Genomic DNA, 21433 nt, shown 5'->3' on the forward strand with positions numbered 1-21433 from the left:
CACTTCTCCTCGTCGTGTGGCCTCGCGACGCCAGGTCCGGACCGTGAGCGGCCGTCTGTCGGCCGCTGGGTACGGCCTATCGCCGACGAGGCACAAGAGAGGCAGGTCACCCGAGCCAATGCGCCCAGGTGGGGGAGGGGATCAGCGCTCGTCGGCTTCCTGCTGGCTCATCCAGGTCGCGATCTGTGCGCGGGAGGTGAAGCCCAGCTTGGTCAGAATGCCTTCCACGTGTCCCTCGGCCGTGCGCAGTGAGATGACCAGGCGTGCGGCGATGTCCTTGTTGGACATGCCGGCGGCCACCATCTCCGCGACCTCCCGCTGGCGTCGGGTCAGGGAGACCGCCGGAGTGGAAGGAGTGGCCGCTCCGACGGGTGGCGTCGAATCGCCGAGTGCGAGGGTGACGATCGTTTCGGTGTCGGCCCCCCGGCCTCGACCGAAGGCGAGGTCGAAGGCCGGCCCGCTCAGCTGTGCGCGGGCGATTGCCTCATGCTCCTTGCGCTGGTCAGCCAGGTGGGGTGAGCCGACGACGGTCTCCCAGAGTCGGTCGGCGGCCCCGAAGAGGGTGGCCGACCGTTCCGCGTCCCGGTGGACGGCGGCCCAAGCCAGCAGCTCCAGCGCGAACGCCACGCCCAGGGTGTCGTGGAGCTGCTGCTTGATCCGCAGTGCCGTGCGCAGGTCCTCCTCGGCCGTCTCAGGCTGACCGCGCAGCACGGCGATGTAGCCGCGGCCCCAGAGGGCGTAGGAGAGGTTCCACAGGTCGCCGTTCGCGGTGCACTGTTCGAGCAGCCGGTCGACGATGTCGGCGGCGATGTCGATGTCCCCGTGAAACAGGTGGGCGGCGGCGAGCTCGATCAGCAGGCTGTCGGGGTACTGCGCCGGCACGCCACAGTCCAGATAGCCCTGGAGGGCCTCGGTCAGAAGCGGGATGGCGCTGCCGGGGTCCGGGCCGAGGGCCCGGCCGGTGCCGAGGACGTGCTTGGCGTAGGCGATCGCTGCGGGGTCGTCGAGTTGCTGGGCGAGCGCGAGCGCCTCCTCGGGCAGCGTGTGCAGCGCCTCCAGGTTGCGTTCGAATGTTGCGACGTACGCCGCCGTGGCCAGCGCCCAGGCGCGCTCGTGGCTGGGCTCCTCGTCGAGCGCCAAGGTACGGCGCAGCCACAGGTAGCCCTCGTTCAGGTGCGAGGTGGCGCCCCACAGCCACGGCACGGCCGCGAGCCGGAGTCCGGCGCGGGCCTCGCCCGGTTCCGACACGCAGAACTCCAGGGCCCGCCTGATGTTGGCGTGGTCGAGCTCCAGCCGGCTCGCCCACTCCTGCTGCCGCGGTCCGACCCATTCGTCGCCTGCCCGCTCGACCATCTCCAGGCACCAGTCGCGGTGCCGGCGGGCGAGCTCGCGCTCCTGGCCGGCGGCGGTGAGGCGGTCCTGGCCGTAGGACCGCAGCGTCTCAAGCATGCGGAAGCGCGCGCCTCCCTCCGTCACCTCCCGCTGGAAGATCGACTTGTCCACCAGGCCGGCGACCGTGTTCAGGACGGCTGCCGTCGGCAGCGCCTCGTCGGTGCACACGGTCTCGAGCGCGTCGAGGGCGAAGCTGCCGACGAAGACCGAGGCGCGCGCCCACAGGGTGCGCTCGTCGGCGTCGCAGAGGTCGTGGCTCCAGTCGATGAGCGCCTGGAGCGTCTGGTGGCGGCGCGGCAGGTTACGGCTGCCCTCGCTGAGCAGCTCGAACCGGTCGTCGAGGCGGCTCACGAGCTGCTCGACGGTGAGGACCTTCAGGCGGACCGCGGCCAGCTCGATGGCCAGGGGGATGCCCTCGAGCCGCTGGCACAGCCGGACCACGGCTGCCTCGTTCTCCGGGGTCAGCGCGAAGTCGGGCACGACGGCGGTCGAGCGCTCCACGAGCAGCATCACCGACGGGTACTGCAACGCCGTCCCGGGCCGGATCGTGGTCTCAGGGTGCGGCGCCGGTAGCGGCGAGAGGGGGTAGACGTACTCGCCGGCGATGCGCAAGGCCTGACGGCTGGTCGCCAGGATCCGCACCTCCGGAGCGCCCCGGAGCACATGGTCGGCGAGCTCTGCGACCGCGTCGACGAGGTGCTCGCAGTTGTCGAGCAGCAGCATCATGTGACGGGACCGCAGGTGCTCGGCGATGACCGTCAGTGGCGGCCGCGTCGGCTGGTCCTGGACGCCGAGGGCGTCGAGCACTGCGTGGGGAAGCAGCGACGGGTCGGTCAGCGCGGCCAGCTCGACGACGTAGAGGCCGTCTGGGAACGCGCGCCGCAGCTCGCCGGCGACGCGGACGGCGAGGCGGGTCTTGCCGACCCCTCCGATCCCGGTCACGGTTACCAGCCGCGCGATCCCGCAGAGCTGACGCACGGCCGCGAGATCCTGGCGCCGACCCACGAAACTGGTGAGCTCCACCGGCACGCCGGGCAGCGGGGTGCCTGACCGTGACGCCATGTGATCCTTCGTGACATCGGGAGGAGGGTTCGTCGCGATGCTACCGCCGTTCGGGGTCACGAGATGGGTGCCACCGGGGAACGATCAGGACAGCAGTCCGAGTTCCTGGGCGCGACTGGCGGCCTGCGCGCGGTTGCGGACGCCGAGCTTGCGGTAGACCGCGCTGGTGTGCTGCTTCACGGTGTGCCGAGACAGGTTCAGCAGGCTCGCGACCTCCGGGTTGCTGAGGCCGCTCGACACGTGCTGAAGGATGTCGAGCTCGCGGGGTGAGAGGCGGACGTGGCTTGACGCATGCTCCTTGGGGAAGATCTTGGCGCCCTCGGCGACCTTCTCGAGCGCGCTGGCGACGACTTGACGCGGCATCTGCTTCGACAGCGAGGCGACTGCACCGTGCAGCAGCGCCATGGCGGCCGAGACCCGGCCCTCCCCCGAGAGCAGCACGACGCGGACGTGGGGCATCCGCTCACGGAACGCCCCGCACAGCTCGAGCGCCGAGCGCCCGCCCAGGGAGGTGCTGACCACGACCAGCTGCGGGTGGTGGCGCTGCGCGACCTGCCACGCGGTCTCCGCGTTCGTGGCCAGGAGGCACGAGGCGACCCAGGGCTGCTCAACGAGGACGGCACGGAGACCGGCCTGCAGCAGCTCGTTCTCGTCGACGACCAGGACCCGCTGGAGGCGACACCGGTCCTCGACGTCGGGCTCCACGGCGAGCACGGCGCTCATGCGTCCCACCCCGTCAGTGCGTGGTCTCCACCGCGAAATTCACACATGGTTCCTCCTCCGGACGACTCCAGGTCATCGATCTGGTGTGCTCGGAAGACTGCTGCGGGGAACTACGCGGATCACCCGGGGAACTACCCGGATGACTACCCGTCCACGTGAACCAGGTCACGTGGACGGGTCGCCGGTGTGTCACACCGAGGGGAACGGCGACGTCAGTCGCCGAAGCGGATCACACCGCGGATGAGCTCCCCGGCCACGAGGTCGTCATACCCCTGGTTGACCTCGTCGAGGGTGTACTCCCGGGTGATGAGCTCGTCGAGCTTCAGCAGGCCGCTCTGATAGAGGCCGAGCAGCTTCGGTACGTCGTACTGCGGGTTGAACTGGCCGAAGATGCAGCCCTTCACGGTCTTCTGGTACATCGCCAGCTGGGCGGCCGGCAGCTGCACGCTGAGCTCCTCCCACGGGCCCATGGCGGTGATCGCCACGGTGCCGGCCTTGCCGACGATGTTGAACGCGGAGGTGACGACCTCGGGGCTCACGTCGCCCGTGATGACCATGGCCCGTTCGGCGCCCTGGCCATGGGTCATCTCCCACACCGCGTCGTGTGCGGCCTCGGCATCGGTGAACGCGTGTGTGGCACCCAGCTTGAGGGCGGTCTCGCGCTTGAAGGCGACCGGGTCGATGACGACCACGTTCTTGGCGCCCGCGGCCGAGGCACCCTGGACAGCGTTGATGCCCACGCCCCCCGAGCCGTAGATGACGGCGGTGTCGCCGACGCGCACGCCGGCGGCGTTGACGGCGGTGCCCCAGCCGGTCGGGACGCCGCAGGAGGCCAGCACCGCCTTGTCGAGCGGGTGGGACTGGTCGACCCTGATCACCGAGTGCTGGGAGAGCGTGCCGTACTCCGAGAACGAGCCCACCGAGCACATGCCGCCTGCGTCCTCACCGCCGAGGTGGAACCGGAAGGTGCCGTCGGGAAGCTGGCCGTCGAGCAGGAACTCGCCGAGGTCGCACAGGTTCTGGTGACCGGTGCGGCACCAGCGGCACTCGCCGCAGCTGGGGATGAAGCTGACGAGCACGTGGTCGCCCGGCTGGACCTTCGTGACGCCCGGACCGACCTCCTCGACCACGCCGGCACCCTCGTGACCGCCCACGATGGGCAGCCGCGACGGGAAGTCGCCCTTCATCAGGTGCAGGTCGGAATGGCACAGGCCCGCCGCCACGTAGCGGACCAGGACCTCGCCCTCCCTGGGGCCGTCGAGCTCGAGCTCGAGGATCTCGAACGGCTTGCCGACCTCGGTCAGCACGGCGGCTTTCGTCTTCATCATGCGTTCCTTGTCTGGATCACGGGTGGTCCAGCGAACGTAGGCCGCAGCAGGACGTCTGGGAGGTCCGCAGCCGAGGCCGCACCCGGGTGGGGGACTCACCTTCAGCCGGCGCTGCCGGGGATCAGTCGATGCCCCACTCCTTGGCGGCCTTCACCAGCGACGCGGCGTGGAACACGATGAGCTCGCGGTAGCCCCCGGTCATCTCCCAGGTGCCCGACCAGCCCTTGGGCGCGACGAACCAGTCGCCCGGACCGTAGGTGTCGACCCGGCCGTCCGACGACGTCAGCACAGCCCTGCCGTTGAGGATGTGGACGTGCTCGTCATAGGGCAGGTCGGTGAAGGCGACGGTGCCGTCGTCGGCCTCGTAGACGCAGCTGATGAGTTCCTCGCCGGCGTACCAGACGGCGTTGCGGTTGGAGGCGATCGGACGCGGCATCATCTCGGCAGGCCACATCGCCATCGGCGGGAGGTTGCGGCCCTCGATGTGGTCGCGCTGTGCGGGGACGGGATGGGGGGTGGTCACGAGAAGAGCTCCTTGTGGGTGGTGACGTAGTCGTGCAGGGTCTCCTGCGGGCGGCCGAGGAGCTCGGTCATGGTGTCGAGGTGCTGGACCCCTGCATACGAACCCGTCTCGTGGCTCAGGTAGGTCATCAGCTGGTCGAACGCCGGACCCATCGCGGCCTGCAGCGCGCTGTCGTCGTCGGCGTACGTGACCGTCTCGCCGAGGACTTCGGTGAAGATCGCCGCGAGGCCGGCGTAGTCGTGGCGATCGGGCGAGGTCAGGACGTACTCCTTCCCGGCGTGGTCGGTCGGGTCGCCGAGCAGGATCCGCGCGGCCACCTCGGCGACGTCGCCCTCCGAGACCCACATCCGGGGACAGTCGGTGCTGGCCGGCATGGCGATCCTGCGGCGGGGCCTCACCTCGGTGGCCACGAACGAGGCGAGGTTGAACATGATCCAGGCCGGGGCGTTGACATAGGCGACGGGGAGGCCGCTCGCGTCCAGCAGCGGTTTGGCCACGACGTGCAGACCGGCCCCGCACCGCGCCGCGACGTAGGCCGGATCGGCCTGCTCGATCGTGTAGCCCGGCGGCATGCCGAGCAGCCGCACCAGCAGCTCGATGGAGCCGACCTTCTTCGCCGCGTTGACCACGTTGCTCGTCACCACGCTCTCGTCGGTGACCATGTCCGGGGTCACGACGAAGACGCGGCTCACGCCGTGCATCGCGGCGACGACGCTGTCCTCGTCGTTCCAGTCGCAGAGCACGGTCTCGGCCTGCGGGAAGCGATCGCGCAGCCGTGAGGCCCCGCGTTCGCGGCTGCTCGCGACCCGGAGGTCCTTCGGTGCGGCGCCGTACAGACGCTCGGCGGTCAATCCGCCGAGGTTGCCCGTCGCGCCGAGGATCAGTGTCGTGGCCATGCGTTCCTCCGGTCGTGGTGGTCGATCCGGACGAGTACACCGCGACGAACGTGCCGGGATAGGTGATCGGTGCGCTCTACCCGCCCGACTGGGTGAGGGAGGAGGAACGAGCGCGAGTGCGGCAGCCGGCCTGCAGAGGGCCGGCCACCGCACTCGCGGACCGCGGTTGGTCAGGCGTCGGCGCGCGCGACCTTGGTGAGGGCGAAGAAGCCCAGCCCGCTGAGGCCGGCCGCCTCGGCCTCGTTGAGGTTCTCCACCGCGGCACCGAGGAGCCGGGCCTTGTAGCCCGCGTCGCGCATCGCGCTGAGCGTCGCGCGGCAGCCCTCGGCGTAGACGCCCAGGTAGGCAACGTCGGTCTCGTGCCGGTCGGTGCTGATGGCCTCGACTGCCGCCTTGGCGGACTCGCCGATGGTCTGGAACGCCAGCTCGCTGATCCCGGTGAGGACCTCCGGCGCGACTCCCTCGTTCAGCGCGTACGTCGCTGCCTCCACGTAGGCATTGAGGGCCGCCGAGTAGAAGCCACCGATGACCGCGGCGTCCAGGACGGCCGCGACCTTGACGTTGTCCGAGACCAGGCTGGAGTACGGACCCGCCGTCATCAACGCCTTCTCGTGGTCTGCCCACGCCTCGGGGGAGCCCGAGTAGAGGACCATGCCCTCGTCGCCGCCGATCTGCTGCGGGTAGCACAGGATCGCGCCGTCGAGGTAGCGACCGCCCCGGGTGGTCGTCCACTGATCCATGTCGGCGGCCTCCGTGGGCGTGCTGGTGCCGATGTTGGCGAGCGTCTTGCCGGTCCAGTCGGCCACGAGGGAGAGCGCGTCCCGCGTCGTGGTGTACGTCGAGGTGCAGCCGATCACCAGGTTCGTCCCGGCCACCGCATCGGCCGCCGAGACCACGGGGGTGATGTTGTCACCGGCGAGCGCCTCGGCCTTCTCCGGCGACCGGTTCCAGGCCGCGACCTTGAGGCCGTTGGCGGCGAAGTTCTTCGCCAGGGCGGCGCCCATCAGGCCGCAGCCGATGACGGCGACGTCGTACTGGTTCTGCGTGGAGCTGTCTGACACGGGTACTCCTGGGGTTGGGGGGTCAGGACGCGCGCGGGCCGAGGCGGACCGGCAGAGACTTGCGCTGGTTGACGAAGTAGGACTCGGTGAAGGGCGCCTCGCCGGCGATCTCCATCTGCGGGTAGCGCTTGAGGGTCTCGGCGATCATCACGCGCAGCTCGAGTCGGGCCAGGGCGTTGCCGAGGCAGAAATGACGGCCTCCCGCCCCGAACGCCTGGTGCTCGGGGTTGCGGGTGACGTCGAAGCGGTGCGGGTCGTCGTACTTGTCCTCGTCGCGGTTGGCCGAGGGGTACCACAGGACGACCGAGTCCCCCTCCTTGATCTGGGCACCGTTGAGCTCGACGTCCTTGACGGCAGTGCGGCGCATCAAGGTGAACGCCGGGAACATCCGCAGCGCCTCCTCCACCACGCTCGGCACGAGCGACATCTCGTCGAGCACCTTCTGCCGCTCGCCCGGGTTCTCGATCAGCGCGATCATGGCGCTGGTGAACGTCGCCATGGTGCTGTCGTTGCCGGCGGCGAAGAGCAGCAGCATGCCCGCGATGATCTCCTCGTCGTCGAGCTTGTCGCCCTCGACCTCGGCGTTGATCAGGATGGAGATCAGGTCGTCACCGGGGTTGGCCTTGCGCTGCTCGACGAGCTCGACGCACTGGCCGATCAGGTCCGGGATGAACACCTCGAGCCACTCGTCCAGGCCGCCCGGGTTGAAGTGCGGGTCGTCGAGGGCGATGTAGCGGCTGATGTTGTGGATCCAGCGGGCATCGTCCTCCTCGGGGATGCCCATGAAGCCGTGGATGACGCGCGCGACGATCGGCTTGGAGATGTCGTTGACCAGGTCGCAGGTCTCCTTGCCCGCCAGCCGGTCGAGCACGTTGGTGACTGCCTCGAGGACCTTGTGCTCCTCGGCGAGGATGCGGTCGTGGGTGAACCCGGCCAGGAAGAGCTGCTTGAGCCGGTCGTGCCGCGGCGGGTCCAGGTTGATCATGTCAAGCTTCTGGAGCTCCTTGAGGTGCTCCGGCATGCCCTCCCAGGTCAGGTCGACCGCGCCGTCGGCGTTGGAGGAGAAGGTCTTCCAGTCCAGGCTGACCTTCCTGATGTCGTCGGCCTTGGTGACCGACCAGAAGCCGGACTCCTCGGAGACCCCGGGGATCCTGGGCGAGTGGTGGACGGGGCACTTCGCGCGCAGCTGTGCGAAGGTCTCGTGCGGGGGGCCGTCGGCCCACAGGGCGGGGTCGGCGACCGTGAGGTCGCTGGGCAGGTCCTGGTGCGTCGTCATGGTTCCTCCAGGTGTCGATCGCGTGATGGGTCGCTGCGGCGACGCTATGGCGGAGGTCACCCCGTCGGTCGGGCCCGGCGCAGGGTCCCCCCACCTGGGGGAGTGCCGGTTGTTCGGGGGGCGGGCCGGCACTCCCCCGGGGGTCAGGCGCGGACCGCGTCCGGCAGGTCGGCGGGCGCCGGGTCCATGAGCTCCTGGATGAGCAGGTAGTCCTCCGGGGCGGTCGCCGGGAGGGACAGCTCGGCGTACAACGCGAAGAAGTCGTCGGGCTCGATGGCGCCCTCGGGCGCGTTCACGCCGGTAGCGGTGATCTTGCCGCGCAGGAGGAGCTCCATCCCGACGGCCAGGGCGACACCGGTGCCGCCCCCCATCTTGCCCTCGGGCATGGCGGTCGGGGAGACCGAGACGGCCCTGCGCTTGCCGTCGCGGGTGCCGACCGCGACGGTCCACACCTGACCGAGCGGGTCGCGCGGGGCGCGCTCGGCGGGCCGCGGCGGGTTCTCCAGCTGGTGGGCGCCCTCGGCCAGGGTGATCGTGCCGGCGTCGTACGCCGCCGCGACCTCCGCGGCGTGCGCGAAGATCCAGCCGGGGCCCGAGGTGACATTGATCGAGGTCGTCAGACCCTCGACGTACCGGGGGAGGGTGACGGCCTCGGGGTGACCGACGGTGTAGCCGCGCACCCGGCCCAGGCCGGGGTAGTCGAACTCGACCGGCTGCAGCGGCGTGATGTCGCGGGGCTCGTTGCCGCACCAGGCGCGGATGGAGCCGCTGATCTGGATCAGCCAGTGCTCGACCGCAGCCCCGGTGCCCGTCTGCGGGTAGTCCGGCTCGTCGGCGAGCACGGCGCCACCCATCGACCAACCGGTCAGGAGCGTGTCCACCTCGTCGAGCCGGCGCGCGGCGACGAGCGCGGCCATGTTCGACACGCCCGGGCTGCCGCCGATGCCCTTGATCACGGTGAGGCCGCGCTCGCGGGCCCGCTCGTCGAGCTCGAACGCCTCGACCGTCGACTCCCAGTCGTCGTCGATGTCGAGGTAGTGGCAGTCGCTGTCGATCGCCGCCTCGAGGATGGGTCGGGCAAACAGCGAGAATGGCCCCATCGTGTTGAGCACGACGTCGCAGTCGCCGAACGTCGCTCGCATCGCCGCTGTGTCAGTCGCGTCGAGCCTGATGGCCTCGCACGGACCCCCGACCTCGGCGGCCACCTTCTCGGCGCGGGCCAGGTCGATGTCGGCGACGAGCAGGCGCTCGACGGAACCCAGACGGGCGATCGCGCGGACGGCCCACCGGCCCATCGCGCCGGCGCCGCCGACGATCACCGCGGTACGCGGACGGGCGGAGGGTGAGGTGGACATGCGGATCTCCTTCTCGAGGCTTCTGGCTGAGGTCTGTTGGGGGCGCTGACCAGCCTGTTGGCGCGGGGTGAGGCAGCGAGCCGGTGCGTCGGCAACGACGCCCGGGTGGGGGAACCACGGCGCGACACTTCCCCCGGATGGGCCGTCTGGCGGCGGGCTGCCCCGCCGGGCCGTCGCACGACACGCGACGATCCGAGCCATGGCCCCCTCGACGACCTCCTCGGCACCGCCCGCCCTGCTGCAGGGAAGCGGGTGGGTCGACCGGCCAGCGGAGCTCGAGCCAGCCGTGTCTGGTCAGGTCGACTGCGACATCGTGGTCATCGGCGGCGGCCTGGGCGGCATGCTGGCCGCGCTGCGCCTCGCCGAGCACGGCCGCGACGTGGTGCTGCTCGAGGCGGACGTCTGCGGCTGGGGGGCCAGCGCCCGCAACGCCGGCTACATCACGCCGACCCTCGGCAGCGACCCCCGGATCCTCGAGCGCTTCTACGGTGATCGCGTGCGCGGGCTCTACCGAATGGCCAACAACGCCGTCGGGTTCACCGAGGGCCTCATCGCGGACCACGCCATTGACTGCGGCTACCGGCAGACCGGCAACATCGCGGCCGCGCCGACGGCGGCCGCCTTCCGCAAGCTCGCCGCGAAGACCAAGAACGGCCGGCGTGCGACGGTCGGCGACGCGACCGCGCTCGGCGTGCCGCCCGCCTTCCACGGTGGCATCCACATCGACGTCGGCGGCATCCTCAACCCGGGCGAGCTCGCCCTCGGCGTGCGTGACCTCGTGCGGGCGTCCTCGGTGCGGGTCTACGAGCAGTGCCCGGCGCGCCAGGTGGAGGACCGCGGAGGGTCCGTACGAGTCCGCCTCGACGGCGGTCAGGTCACGGCTCGCGAGGCGATCCTGACCACCAACGCGTTCAGCAAGGAGTTGGCCATCGCGCCACGGAACCTTGGTACGCCGGTCTGGGTGACGGCGATCGAGACCGAGCCGGTCAGCGCCGAGCAGCTGGACGACGCCGGTTGGACGAGTCGTACGCCGATCACCACCAACCACCTGGTGATGCAGAGCTTCCGTCCCACGCTGCGGGGCACCATCGTCACCACCACCCGTAGCCTGCAGATGGCCCGCCACGCGAGCCTGGACCGTCGGCCCAGCCCGAACGTCGTCGACGACCTCGTGCGGGGTCTGCACGAGCGTCTGCCCACGCTGCCCGACCTGGCAGCGGCCCGGGCGTGGGGCGGCTGGATCGGTCTCACGCCGTCGAACATGGCGGTCGTGGGCCGGGTGACGCCCCGAGTGCACTACCAGCTGGCGTGCAACGGGCACGGGCTGCCGCAGGCGCCGTACCTCGGCAGCCTGCTGGCCGACCACGTTGCTGCTGGCGACGGCGGCCCGATGCACGAAGACCTCGCGGCAGTGTGGCGCGAGAACCCACGTTTCGCCCCCGGCATCGTCAACCCGCTCACCTTGAAGCTGGGTTGGCTGGCCGACCGCATGGGCGACCGGCTCGACCGCATCCGACACTGAGCCAGCCGCAAGGATCCCCCGGCTGGGCCCGTTGCAGCTCGGTGTGCCGAGCGGGGTGGCTGCTGGCGGTGAGCATCGCCTCATGAAGACTGAAGACATTCGCCAGGAGACCTGTGACGTTGTCGTGATCGGGGCCGGCGCGGCCGGGCTCGTCGCAGGTACGACGCTGGCCGGGTCGGCCGCCGTCGTCGTGCTGGAGGCCGCCGGGCGTCCCGGTGGCCGGGTCGAGTCGGTGTGCCGTGGCGACTACTGGCTCAACATCGGCACCCAGTTCACCGAGGGCGTCGGCGCCCTCTTCGATGTCATGGACCGTCACGGCGTCGAGCGCGGCTCGCTCGCGGGCCGCAGGGCCGGGCTCTACCTCAACGGCCGGATGGTCACCACGGAGAACCCGGCGCTCCTGCTGCTCCGCTCCCGGATGTCGCTGACCGCGAAGCTCGAGCTCGCCAGGACGGGGCTGTGGATCAAGACGGCGTACGGTCGGCTGTTCGGGAAGAACCCAGAGAGGGCGCGCCGCCTCCGTGACCGACTGGAGACCCAGACCGGCGCGACGGCGCTGAAAGTGGCCGACAGCACGCCCGAGATGCGGGCGCTGGTCGACGCCTGGTCCGGCCAGTGGATCGGCTGTGACCCCGACGAGACCGCGGCCACCCAGCTGGTCATCTCGATCGGCACCGCGCTCGAGAAGGCCGCCAAGGTGCCGAACTTCGCCCTGCCGGTCGGTGGCAACCAGACCTTCACCGACGCGCTCGCCGCCGAGCTCGGAGACCGGCTGCGGCTCGGCGCCGAAGCACGGCACGTGACCTGGACCGACGACGCAGTGACCGTGGACTACGCCGACGAGGCCGGCGTCGTGCGCCTGACGGCGAGGCGAGCCATCATCGCGACCCCGGCCGACCGGGCGCTCGAGATCCTGCCCGATCTGCCCGACGCACAGAGGACCGCGCTGGCGGACATCAAGTACGGCCGCTACATCCTGGCCGGGTTGTTCACCTCCGAGGAGGGTGCCCAGCGTTGGGACGACTACTACGGGATCTCCACGCCGGGGCTGTCCTTCCAGATGCTCTTCAACCACGCCGCGCCGCAGCGGGCGCGCGGGCCGCGTCGGCCCGGAGGCGCGCTGGTGCTGATGTCGGGCGGGTCGCGCGCCGACGAGCTTGGGCAGCTGACCGACGACCAGATCGAGGCCGCCTTCGTGAAGGATCTCGTCGCGATGTTCCCCGAGCTCGACGGCAACATCGAGCATGTCGTGCTCAAGCGGCAGCCCCGGGTCGTGTCCTATTGGGAGCCCGGCAAACGGGCGGCCTCACAGAGCACCCTGCGTGCCCCCATGGGTCCAGTCAGATTCGCCGGCGACTACCTCGCCGACCCGTCGCTCGCCGCCGCAGCCGAAGCCGGTCAACGAGCGGCGCACAAGACGTTGGAGAGCCTTCGCTGACGCGGCGGCTACCTACACGACGAGAGGGCGCCGTCAGCGATGCTGGTCGCGCCCTCTCTCCATGTCGGCCCCGGCCCGACTGGCCGGGCTCATAGCCCCATGTCGTGCGCGATGATCAGTTTCATCACCTCGGAGGTGCCGCCGTAGAGGCGGTTGACCCGGTTGTCCGCGTACAGGCGGGCGATGGGGTACTCGTTGATGTAGCCGTACCCGCCGTGCAGCTGCAGGCAGCGGTCGACGACGCGGGCTGCTACCTCGCTGCAGAACAGCTTGGCCGACGCGGCCTCCGCCGCCGTCAGATCGCCCGCGTCGAGCGCCTCGAGTGCCCGGTCGGTGACGGCCTCGGCGGCGTCCACCTCAGCCTTGCAGGCAGCGAGCTCGAACTTGGTGTTCTGGAAGGAGGACACGGACTGGCCGAAGACCTTCCGGTCGCTCACGTAGGCCTGTGCCATCTCGACGGCCGCCTTGGCCTGCGCGTAGGCACCGTGGGCGATGCCCCAGCGCTCGGAGGCGAGGTTCTTGCCGAGGTAGGAGAAGCCCTGGTTCTCCTCGCCCAGCAGATCCTCGACGGGGACCCGCACGTCGACGAACGCCAGCTCGGCGGTGTCGGAGGTCCGCAGCCCGAGCTTGTCGAGCTTGCGGCCCACGCTGTAGCCGGGCAGCGAGGTGTCGACGGCGAACAACGAGATGCCATGGCGACGGTCGTCGTCCTTCGGCGGGTTCGTGCGGGCGGCCACGATCACCCGGTCGGCGTGCACACCGCCGGTGATGAACGTCTTCGCGCCATTGAGCACGTAGTTCGAGCCATCGGTCGACAGCTTCGCCGTGGTCCGCATGCCGGCCAGGTCGGAGCCCGCGCCGGGCTCGGTCATCGCGAGCGCCCACATCTCCTCGCCGCTGACGAACCGCGGCAGGTAGCGCTGCTTCTGCTCGTCCGTGGCGAGCATCTTCAGGTAGGGGAGTGCCAACAGGACGTGGGCACTCGACCCTCCGAGGAGCACGCCGATGCGCGCGATCTCCTCGTACTCCACCGCGGTGAACTTGTAGGTGGTCAGCCCGGCGCCGCCGTACTCCTCCGGCACGGAGACGCCGAAGACGCCGAGCTCACCAAGCTTGAGGTAGAGATCCCGCGGAACCATGCCGGCCGTGAACCACTCGTCGTAGTCGGGCAGCACCTCCGACTCGAGGAAGGCGCGGAGCGTCTTGCGGTAGGACTCGTGGTCGTCAGTGAAAACGGTGCGTTGCATGAAGGGACCTCGACTCAGTTCGATACGGCGGATCATCGGCGCGAGCCGACAGCGGCGGTCGAACGTAGGCGCGGCACGGCAGCGTGACGCGATGCCGGGCCAGCCTGCCGCCCGGCTGGGGGATGAAGGCCCACCTGGACGTACCCCCCGGTTGGGCATGCTTCGAGGTCGATGGCCGAGTCAGTGGACGAACCCGTCGGACAGTTGGCTCCGTATCTGAAACACGGCAAGGAGCCACCATGACGCTGAAGCTCACGCTCGATCTCACCAGCTGCACCGGGTGTGCCTGCTGCATGATGGAGTGCCCGGACCTGTTCGACATCGACGACGAGTCCGGGCTGGCGGTCCTGCTGGAGGCCCACCCGTCCGACGACCGGCTCGACGAGGCCGAACGTGCGGTCCGTTCCTGCCCGGAGGGCGCGATCGTCCTCGAGCAGGCCTGAGGCGTGGCCGCCATGGATCGGGTCGTCGTGGTCGGCGGTTCGGTCGCTGCGGTCAACGCGGTCGACGGTCTGCGACACGCCGGCTTCGAAAGGGAGATCACCCTCGTCAGCGCCGAAGACCTGCTGCCCTACGACCGCCCGCCGCTGTCGAAGGAAGCCCTGCGCGAGGGACGCCAGCACGAGGCACTGCTGCTCAAGGAGCCCGAGTGGTACGACGAGGTCGACGTCTGTGTCTCGCTCGGCACGCCGGCCGTGGGGCTCGACGCCGCAGCCCGCACCGTCGCCCTCGCCGACGGCCGCGAACTCACCTACGACGGGCTGGTGATCGCCACCGGTTCGCGCACCCGCTCGCTCCCGGTCCTCGCGGCCGTGCCGGGGGTGTTCGAGATCCGGACCCTCGCCGACACCCTGGGCCTGCATGCCGAGCTCACCCCGGGGCGCCATCTCGTGGTCATCGGGGCCGGCTTCATCGGCCTCGAGGTCGCCGCGACCGCCTGCAAGATGGGGCTGGACGTCTCGGTGGTGGAGATCGCCCCGGTGCCGCTCACCCGGGTCCTGGGCACGGAGCTGGGCCACTGGTTCCGCGACCACCAGACCGACCACGGCGTGCGCATGCACTGTGGCCGCGGCATCGTCTCGGTCGAGGTCACGGCGGGTGGCACCCGGCTGAGCCTGGATGACGGCACGGAGCTGCTCGCCGACCTGATCGTTGCCGGCGTGGGCGTCCAGCCGGCGACCGGTTGGCTGGAGGGCAGCGGCGTCGAGCTCGCCGACGGCGTGGTCTGCGACGAGTCGCTGCGCACGTCGGTCCCGGGCATCGTCGCGGCCGGTGACATCGTCCGGTGGCCGAACCGGCTGTTCGGCGAGACGATGCGAGTCGAGCAGTGGCTCAACGCCGTCGAGCAGGGCACGCATGCGGCGAAGACGCTGATGGGCGGGGCCGAACCGTTCGCGCCGGTGCCCTACTTCTGGTCCGACCAGTTCGAGGCCAAGGTCAAGTTCGTCGGCCACGTGAACGGTGACGACGAGCTGAAGGTCGCCCGGACCGGCGACTCCTCGCTGGTCGCGCTGTTCGGCCGCGGCGAGCGGCTGCGTGGTGCGCTCTGCATCAACGCCCCGCGCCAGCTCGCCTTCGCGAAGCGTGACATCCTCCAGGGCGTCACCTACCAGGACGCGGTGGCTGCGCTCGGCTGAGCCCGACCACCGCGCGCTCGATCAGGTGAGCTCGAACCCGTGGTACCCGGCAGCGGCGACGCCGTCGGCCACCTGCTTGTACATCCCGACCCCGCCCACGAACGGCATGAACACCCGCTGCTTGCCCGGGATGTTGGCGCCCATGTACCAGGACGCGGCCTGCGGCATGAGGGTGAGGTCGGCCAGGTCGTTGGTCGCGCGCACCCAGTTGTCCTCGTTCTCCGGCAGCGGCTCCACCCGTGCCAGCCCGCGCGCACGCAGGTGGCTCAGGAGGTTCGCGATCCAGCCCACGTGGTACTCGATCGAGGTCAGCATGTTCGAGAGCACCGACGGGCTCTGCGGCCCGCAGACCGTGAACAGGTTGGGGAAGCCGCCGGACATCAGGCCGAGGTAGGTGCGAGGGCCGTCCTCCCACTTCTCCCGGAGCGTGAGGTCGCCGCTGCGGACGTCCATCGCGGTGAGAGCGCCGGTCATGGCGTCGAAGCCGGTCGCCATGATGATCACGTCGAGCTCGTGCTCGCGCGTGCCGGCGAGGATGCCGCGCTCGGTGATCCGCTCGATCGGCTCCGCGGTGATGTCGACGAGCTCGACGTTGTCCTGGTTGTAGACCTCGTAGTAGCCGGTGTCGACGCACAGTCGCTTCGTCGCGATCGGGAATGTCGGCAGCAGCTTCGCGGCGACGGCCGGGTCGTCGACCTTGGCGCGGATGCGCTCGCGCACCCATGTCGAGACGCGCTCGTTCTCGTCCGGGTCCACCAGCACGTCTGCGAAGGCATCGGTGAAGCACAGCCCGCCGACCTCCCAGTGCTTGTCGAGCACAGCCGGCAGCTCGGTCGCGCTGATCTCCGCCAGGTTGGTCGTCTCCAGCGGGCACTGGTAGCCGCTGGGCGTCATCCGGCTCGCGGCCCGCCGGTCGGTGTACCTCGCCTTCACGGCTGACAGCGCGTCACCGATCGGCCCATTGTGCGCCGGCACGGCGTAACAGGCGGTTCGCTGGAAGACGGTCAGCGAGCCCACCACGGGCGCGATCGCGGTGATCGTCTGCAGGCCGGAGGAGCCGGTGCCGACGACGGCGACCCGCTTGCCGGCGAGCCCGGCGTCGTCTGGCCAGCTCGACGTCCACAGCAGCTCTCCGCCGAAGTCGTCGAGCCCGGCGAGGTCCGGGCGTGAGGGGACCGAGAGGCAGCCGGTCGCTGCGACGACGTACGTCGCGGTGCGGACGTGTCCGTTGGAGGTACGGACCGTCCAGTGGCGGCTGGTTTCGTCCCAGTCGAGGGCCTCGACGCGCGCGCCGAAGGCGATGTTGCGGCGCAGGTCGAACCGGTCGGCGACGTGCCGGGCATAGGAGAGCAGCTCGGGCTGGGCGGCGTACCGCTCGCTCCAGATCCACTCCTGCTGGAGGTCCTCGTCGAAGGAGTAGGAGTACTCGATCGACTCGATGTCGCACCGCGCGCCGGGGTAGCGGTTCCAGTACCAGGTGCCGCCCACGTCCTCGCCAGCCTCGATGACGAGCACGTCGAAGCCGCGCTGGCGCAGGAGGTGCAGCTGGTACAAGCCGGCGAAGCCGGCGCCGATGACGATGACGTCGTGGTCAGCCACGGGTGGGCTCCTTGGTCGGGCGGGAGAGGGAGGTCGTCAGGTGCTCGCTCACGAGGCGGATACCGGCTTCGTAACCCGGCAGGATCCCGGCCATCTGGAAGAAGCCGTGCATCTGGGTCTCGGCCACCTCCACCCGGACGGGGACGCCGGCGGCGCGCAGTGCCCCGGCGTAGGCGAGCCCGTCGTCGTGCAGCGGGTCGTACGCCGCGAGGTAGACCAGTGCGGGCGGCAGGTTGGCGTGGGAGGCGGCACGCAACGGCGAGGCCTCGGGCTGGGTGCGGGCCTGCTCATCGGGCAGGTACTGGTCCCACAACCACACGATCGTGTCGCGGTCGAGGAACAGCTGGTTGTCCGGTTCCAGGAACGACAGCCGGTCGGTGCGGCAGTCGGTGACGGGGTAGATGAGGACCTGGTGAGCGAGGTGCGGGCCGCCGCGGTCGCGGGCTCGCAGCGTCATGACCGCGGCGAGGTTGCCGCCCGCCGAGTCGCCGGCAACGACCAGCGGGACGCCGGCGGGTGCCAGGTCATCGGCGTGCTGGGCGACCCAGGTCAGCGCGGTCCAGCTGTCCTCGAGGGCGGTGGGGAACCGGTGCTCGGGCGCCTTGCGGTAGTTGACGAGCACGACGGTGGACCGTGCTGCGTTCGCGAGCTCACGGGCCATGTGGTCGTACTGCAGGTCGATGTCGCCGAGCACCCAGCCGCCACCGTGGTAGTAGACGACGATCGATTCCGGGGTGCTGGTCGGTCGGATCACCCGGATGCGGAAGGTCCCGTCGGCCGCGTCGAGGCGGAGATCAGTGACGGCGCCGACCTCGGGTCCTGGTCCGCTGAAGCCCGCCAGGACCATGTCGCCCAGCCGCAGGATCGGAGCGGTCAGCTCGGAGGGCGGCGGGCCGCCGTCGGCGGACAGCTCGTCCATCAGCGCATGCGAGGCAGGATCCAAGGGCATGCGATGAAATGTAGGAACCGCCGCCGTCGGCATACGACACCTGCGGCGGCGGGATCACCCACCTGGGGGAGTCCCCGCGGGACGGGCCGTCCGACGTGCCCCGGCGCGGCGACGCTGTCGCACATGAAGCTCATCTCCAAGCCTCGCCCACTCGCCGGCCAGACAGTCCTGATCACCGGTGCCTCGTCCGGGATGGGGCGCGCCCTCGCGCAGCGTCTGTCCTCTCATGGCTGCCCGGTGGCGATCCTCGACCACAACACCGAGGGCCTGGAAAAGACCGCCGCATCGCTGTCCGGACCGGTCCTGACGCGGACGATCGACGTGCGCGACCGAGCCGCGCTCGACGACTTCGCGGGGGCGGTGGGGGAGTGGGCGCCCGCGCCCCTCGGGGCGGTCTTCAACAACGCCGGTGTCTTTCTCGCCGCCCCCTTCGGCGAGCAGAGTGCCGCCGACCACGACTGGCTGATGGACATCAACCTCCTCGGTGTCGTGAACGGCACCCGCGCGTTCCTGCCTCTGCTCACAGCGCAGGGCTCGGGCGCTCTCGTCAACACCTCGAGCATGTACGGCCTCGCGGCGATGGAGTACCACACGGCGTACTGCGCGTCGAAGTACGCCGTCCGAGGCTTCACCGACGCCCTGCGCCACGAGCTGGCCGGTACGGGGGTGCGCGCCGTCAACGTCCACCCGGGCTACGTGAGCACGGCGATCGTCGACAACGGTCGTCTCCAGGACCCGTTCGGTCGCTCTCTCGCCGAGGTGGCCGACGAGTTCCGGGCCGCGGCACCGACGACCCCCGAACGTGCGGCCGAACTCATCCACCGCGGCGTCGACGCGGGGAAGGCACGAGTGCTGGTCGGGCCCGACGCCAGGATCTTCGACGTCGTCACCCGGCTGACCCCGAGTCACTACAACACCGTCCTCGGCCGGCTCGAGCGGCTGATGGAGCTACGGGGGCGTCGCCGCGGGTGATGAGGTGTGGCGGGCCCGGCGGCGCCTACCCGCCCGGACGAGGACGAAGGGCCGGTGCGGATCAAGTCGCACCGGCCCCTTCGCCGCCTCCTCTGGGTCAGAGAGCGCTCATTGAGCAGTCAGGCCCCCATCGACGACCAGGACCTGGCCGGTCATGTAGTCCGACGCGGAAGAAGCGAGGAAGATCGCCGGACCGGCATACTCCTCCGGCTGCGACCAGCGGCCAGCGGGCACCTGCTTGCGGATGTAGTCCGCAACACCCTCCTGACCCAGTTGCGGCAGCATCGCGGTCTCGACGAATCCCGGCGCGATCGCGTTGACCTGCACGTTCTTGCGGGCCCACTCCAGCGCAACGGCCTTGGTCAGGCCGACGAGGCCGTGCTTGGCCGCGATGTAGGCGCTGTCGTCGCGCATGCCGACCAGGCCGAGGACCGACGCGATGTTGATGACCTTGCCGCCGCCGTCCTTCAGGAACGGCGAGGCTGCCTTGGTCATGACCCAGCACGACTGCAGGTTGAGGTCGACCACACGCTGGAACGTCGCCAGATCGGTCTTCTCGATGGGGGAGTCGTGGTCGTCGGCGGCGTTGTTGACCAGGACGTCGATCCCGCCCAAGGTCTCGGCGGCGGTCAGGATCGAGGCCTCCGCCGACTCCGGCGCGAGCAGGTCGGCGGCAAGGATGTCGATGGTGCCCGGGGAGTCCGAACCCAGCGACGCGGTCTCCTTCAGGCCTTCCTCGGACCGGGCCATGATCAGCACGTGGGCGCCCGCGTCGGCGAAGCCGAGCGCGATCGCGCGGCCGATGCCGCGGCTCGCGCCGGTCACGATGACGCGCTTGCCGGTGATGTCGAAGATGTCGGTGGAAGTCATGCGGCCGATGATGCGGGCGCGTGGTGGCTGTGCACGGGACGCGGCAGCGAGGACCGCCCGGATGGGTGATGCGAGCGGTGCCTTCGCGTGTACGCGACCTCCCCCGGCCGGGCGGTGTTCCGCGGCGGGGCCCGACCTCGGCAGGGGCACGGAGGGACGGTGGGGCGGTGAGTACCTACGCAGTCACCGACCCGTACACGGGCAAGACCATCAAGGAATTCGACGCGCTGACCGCCGAGCAGCTCGAAGCTAAGGTCGCGCGCGCGGACGCGACGTACCGCAGCTGGGGTCGCACCACCTCCCCGGCCGAGCGGAGCGCCCTGCTGGGCCGCGTCGCCGAGCTGTACGCCGAGCGACGCGACGAGCTGGCCCGCCTGATCAGCCGCGAGATGGGCAAGCCCGTCGAGCAGGCCGCTCTCGAAGTCGACTTCACTGGCGCGATCTACGACTACTACGCCCGCAACGCCGAGACGTTCCTGGCCGACGAGCCTGTCGCCCTGGAGTGGGGCACCGGCACGGCGGTCGTACGACGCTCGCCGGTCGGAGTGCTCCTGGGCGTGATGCCCTGGAACTACCCTTATTACCAGGTGGCCCGCTTCGCCGCGCCCAACCTGATGGCGGGCAACACCATCTTGCTCAAGCACGCGGCGCAGTGCCCCGAGTCCGCGGCCGCGATGGAGCAGATCTTCCTCGACGCAGGCCTGCCGTCAGGCGCCTACGAGAACCTCTACGCGACGTACGCGCAGGTCGACGGCCTCATCGCCGACACCCGGGTGCAGGGCGTCTCGGTGACGGGCTCTGAGGCGGTGGGCGCCCATGTGGCCGAGCTCGCCGGCCGCAACCTGAAGAAGGTCGTCCTCGAGCTCGGCGGCAACGACCCGTTCATGGTGCTCAGCACCGACGACCTCGACGCGACCGTCGAGGCGGCCCTGGGGGTGCGCTTCTACGACAACGCGGGTCAGATGTGTTGTGGTGCCAAGCGGTTCATCGTCATCGACGACCTCTACGACGCGTTCGTGGAGAAGATGAGCGGTGCGGCTGCCGCCCTCGTCCCGGGCGACCCGGCCGAGCCGGGGACTGCGCTCGGGCCGCTGTCCTCGGTGGGTGCTGCCGAGTTCCTCGAGGACCAGGTCGACCGACTCGTCGCGAGCGGGGCCAAGGTGGTCGTGGGCGGCACGCGGGACGGTGCGGCGTACGCACCGACCGTGCTCGTCGACATCGACGCCACGACCGAGGCGGCCCGCGAGGAGCTCTTCGGGCCGGTCGCGAGCGTGTACCGGGTCGGTTCGGAGGAGGAGGCGATCGCCGTCGCCAACGACTCCCCCTTCGGTCTCGGCTCCTACGTCTTCACCAACGACACCGATCAGGCCGACCGGGTCGCGAACGCGCTGGATGCCGGCATGGTCTTCGTCAACATCGTCGGCGCCGAGGAGCCGGGTCTGCCGTTCGGCGGCACCAAGCGGTCAGGCTTCGGTCGCGAGCTCGGCCGGTTCGCCGTCGACGAGTTCGTCAACCGCAAGCTGATCCGCGTCGCCGGCTGACGCGCTGGCGCGAGGTGCACCCCCCATCCGGGTCATGACGGT

The 21433-nt window shown here is 70.3% G+C and carries 18 protein-coding genes; 6 read left to right on the top strand and 12 right to left on the bottom strand.

The genetic code is table 11. The annotated features are described in order from the left end of the window. Positions 1-141 precede the first annotated feature (141 nt). From EJF31_RS00550 to EJF31_RS00585, 8 genes are all read right to left on the bottom strand, one after another. Positions 142-2454 (bottom strand): LuxR C-terminal-related transcriptional regulator, encoded by a 2313-nt coding sequence (locus EJF31_RS00550; protein WP_125035164.1) that lies wholly within the window; start codon positions 2452-2454, stop codon positions 142-144. 84 nt (positions 2455-2538) lie between these two features. Further along, a complete protein-coding gene (locus EJF31_RS00555) occupies positions 2539-3177 on the bottom strand; it encodes a response regulator transcription factor (protein WP_125035165.1) in 639 nt (212 codons plus the stop codon). 212 nt (positions 3178-3389) lie between these two features. Beyond that, the gene (locus EJF31_RS00560; RefSeq protein ID WP_125035166.1) at positions 3390-4502 is read right to left on the bottom strand and encodes an NDMA-dependent alcohol dehydrogenase; all 1113 of its coding nucleotides are present in this window, start codon (positions 4500-4502) and stop codon (positions 3390-3392) included. Between the two features lie 124 nt (positions 4503-4626). Further along, positions 4627-5028, bottom strand: a complete 402-nt coding sequence (locus tag EJF31_RS00565; RefSeq protein ID WP_125035167.1) for a cupin domain-containing protein — start codon at positions 5026-5028, stop codon at positions 4627-4629. After that, entirely contained in the window at positions 5025-5924 is a 900-nt protein-coding gene (locus EJF31_RS00570; RefSeq protein WP_125035168.1) for an NmrA family NAD(P)-binding protein, read from the bottom strand. The genes EJF31_RS00565 and EJF31_RS00570 overlap by 4 nt, the downstream gene beginning before the upstream one ends. Positions 5925-6094: 170 nt before the next feature. Then, positions 6095-6985 (bottom strand): NAD(P)-binding domain-containing protein, encoded by an 891-nt coding sequence (locus EJF31_RS00575; protein WP_125035169.1) that lies wholly within the window; start codon positions 6983-6985, stop codon positions 6095-6097. Between the two features lie 22 nt (positions 6986-7007). Then, entirely contained in the window at positions 7008-8261 is a 1254-nt protein-coding gene (locus EJF31_RS00580) for a cytochrome P450 (RefSeq protein WP_125035170.1), read from the bottom strand. Positions 8262-8404: 143 nt separating this feature from the next. Beyond that, entirely contained in the window at positions 8405-9616 is a 1212-nt protein-coding gene (locus tag EJF31_RS00585) for a saccharopine dehydrogenase family protein (protein ID WP_185736091.1), read from the bottom strand. A gap of 199 nt (positions 9617-9815) precedes the next feature. On the opposite strand from EJF31_RS00585, the gene EJF31_RS00590 reads away from it, so the two are divergent. Continuing rightward, positions 9816-11138, top strand: a complete 1323-nt coding sequence (locus tag EJF31_RS00590) for an FAD-binding oxidoreductase (RefSeq protein WP_125035172.1) — start codon at positions 9816-9818, stop codon at positions 11136-11138. Between the two features lie 82 nt (positions 11139-11220). Beyond that, a complete protein-coding gene (locus EJF31_RS00595; RefSeq protein WP_125035173.1) occupies positions 11221-12576 on the top strand; it encodes an FAD-dependent oxidoreductase in 1356 nt (451 codons plus the stop codon). An 89-nt stretch (positions 12577-12665) separates the two neighbouring features. On the opposite strand, the gene EJF31_RS00600 is transcribed toward EJF31_RS00595, so the two are convergent. Further along, positions 12666-13823 carry an acyl-CoA dehydrogenase family protein gene (locus EJF31_RS00600; protein ID WP_125035174.1) on the bottom strand — a complete coding sequence of 386 codons (1158 nt, stop codon included), beginning with the start codon at positions 13821-13823 and terminating at the stop codon, positions 12666-12668. 239 nt (positions 13824-14062) lie between these two features. On the opposite strand from EJF31_RS00600, the gene EJF31_RS00605 reads away from it, so the two are divergent. Together EJF31_RS00605 and EJF31_RS00610 are read left to right on the top strand one after the other, a co-directional pair. Then, the gene (locus EJF31_RS00605) at positions 14063-14266 is read left to right on the top strand and encodes a ferredoxin (protein WP_125035175.1); all 204 of its coding nucleotides are present in this window, start codon (positions 14063-14065) and stop codon (positions 14264-14266) included. Positions 14267-14278: 12 nt separating this feature from the next. Then, on the top strand, positions 14279-15460 hold the full coding sequence (locus EJF31_RS00610) for an NAD(P)/FAD-dependent oxidoreductase (protein WP_260430614.1): 1182 nt from the start codon (positions 14279-14281) through the stop codon (positions 15458-15460). A gap of 21 nt (positions 15461-15481) precedes the next feature. Here the strand turns inward: EJF31_RS00610 and EJF31_RS00615 are convergent, their stop codons facing one another. After that, on the bottom strand, positions 15482-17059 hold the full coding sequence (locus EJF31_RS00615; RefSeq protein WP_125035177.1) for an NAD(P)/FAD-dependent oxidoreductase: 1578 nt from the start codon (positions 17057-17059) through the stop codon (positions 15482-15484). Continuing rightward, positions 17052-18008 (bottom strand): alpha/beta hydrolase, encoded by a 957-nt coding sequence (locus EJF31_RS00620; protein WP_125035178.1) that lies wholly within the window; start codon positions 18006-18008, stop codon positions 17052-17054. The genes EJF31_RS00615 and EJF31_RS00620 overlap by 8 nt, the downstream gene beginning before the upstream one ends. A 123-nt stretch (positions 18009-18131) precedes the next feature. Here EJF31_RS00620 and EJF31_RS00625 point away from each other — a divergent pair, with 123 nt between their 5' ends. Then, positions 18132-18980, top strand: coding sequence for an SDR family oxidoreductase (locus EJF31_RS00625; protein WP_125035179.1), 849 nt, complete (start codon positions 18132-18134; stop codon positions 18978-18980). Positions 18981-19088: 108 nt separating this feature from the next. Here EJF31_RS00625 and EJF31_RS00630 read toward each other — a convergent pair whose 3' ends face one another. After that, positions 19089-19850, bottom strand: a complete 762-nt coding sequence (locus tag EJF31_RS00630; RefSeq protein WP_125035180.1) for an SDR family NAD(P)-dependent oxidoreductase — start codon at positions 19848-19850, stop codon at positions 19089-19091. A 167-nt stretch (positions 19851-20017) separates the two neighbouring features. On the opposite strand from EJF31_RS00630, the gene EJF31_RS00635 reads away from it, so the two are divergent. Next, positions 20018-21391, top strand: a complete 1374-nt coding sequence (locus EJF31_RS00635; protein WP_125035181.1) for an NAD-dependent succinate-semialdehyde dehydrogenase — start codon at positions 20018-20020, stop codon at positions 21389-21391. Positions 21392-21433 lie beyond the last annotated feature (42 nt).

The organism is Nocardioides sp. LS1 (genome assembly GCF_003865225.1).
Taxonomy (GTDB): Bacteria; Actinomycetota; Actinomycetes; order Propionibacteriales; family Nocardioidaceae; genus Nocardioides; species Nocardioides ginsengisegetis.